Origin of the sequence: Bacillus sp. B2-WWTP-C-10-Post-4 (assembly GCF_009183805.1) — a bacterium.
Lineage (GTDB): Bacteria > Bacillota > Bacilli > Bacillales > Bacillaceae_G > Bacillus_A > Bacillus_A cereus.
The window spans coordinates 1-793 of the sequence record NZ_WEII01000274.1 but is presented as its reverse complement, the minus strand read 5'-3'; the positions used below and the strand labels follow the sequence as shown (position 1 = coordinate 793).

Genomic DNA, 793 nt, shown 5'->3' with positions numbered 1-793 from the left:
TAATATAATTATTAGTTGCTTTTTTTACTAAATATCTATTCAGCAATCGAAAGTAACACTTTCTCAAGGTCTTTTTTAGATAACATACTTTCGTTTATATAGCCATTCTTTTAATTGTACTTCATCCAAAGCTCCGTTCCCCTCTCATAATCCTTCACACTATATTCGCTCGTTTTTCACAAAAGGTTCATTTTACATGAAAATTTATTTATTACAATAAAAATATAAGGTGTATTTTTATGAAAAGGAGGAATTCAATAATGAATACAGAGGATAAAATTCACGCTGAAAAAGTGTTAAAAAATCTATTCATCGGATCACAAGTTGATGGATTACAATTTGGTATTTCTCCAGGCGCTATAAAGATTCATTTCACAAACTTTCACGACTCAGTTGATTATGACGGACAATTATATATCAATATCGAATCCAAATGGTGTTTATTTAATAAACCTCAAAAAAGCTACCCATTAAATGAAGATGAATTTGAAGTTTATTCTGAGAAAGAAGAATATGAAAGAATATGTAAGATAAGAAGACAAAAAGTTACCGATATACAACTTGGCTTAGAAAGCCCTCATTTAATTATTACATTAGAGAGTGGACAAATTATTTTTTTAAATGGTTTTCATGATTATTATGAATGTTGGCAAGCTGGTGTCCTATGTGAGCAATGGCTTGTAGTCGCTGCACCTGGGAATGAAATCGCCACTTGGGCTCCCGATGAGTTTACCGATAAGTAAACTGTTTTCACGAAGAAGAAACGAAGATATTTTATGAAGTACTATACTAA

Annotated in this window: 1 protein-coding gene; it reads left to right on the top strand. The window is 30.9% G+C overall.

What is annotated here, in order from left to right; translation table 11 throughout:
- The first annotated feature begins 260 nt into the window (after positions 1-260).
- The gene (locus GBN78_RS29875; RefSeq protein ID WP_001090913.1) at positions 261-743 is read left to right on the top strand and encodes a hypothetical protein; all 483 of its coding nucleotides are present in this window, start codon (positions 261-263) and stop codon (positions 741-743) included.
- Positions 744-793 lie beyond the last annotated feature (50 nt).

Bases quoted from the DNA above. Each gene is read 5' to 3' on its own strand.
- GBN78_RS29875 (WP_001090913.1), top strand. From the start codon at position 261: ATGAATACAGAGGATAAAATTCACGCTGAAAAAGTGTTAAAAAATCTA.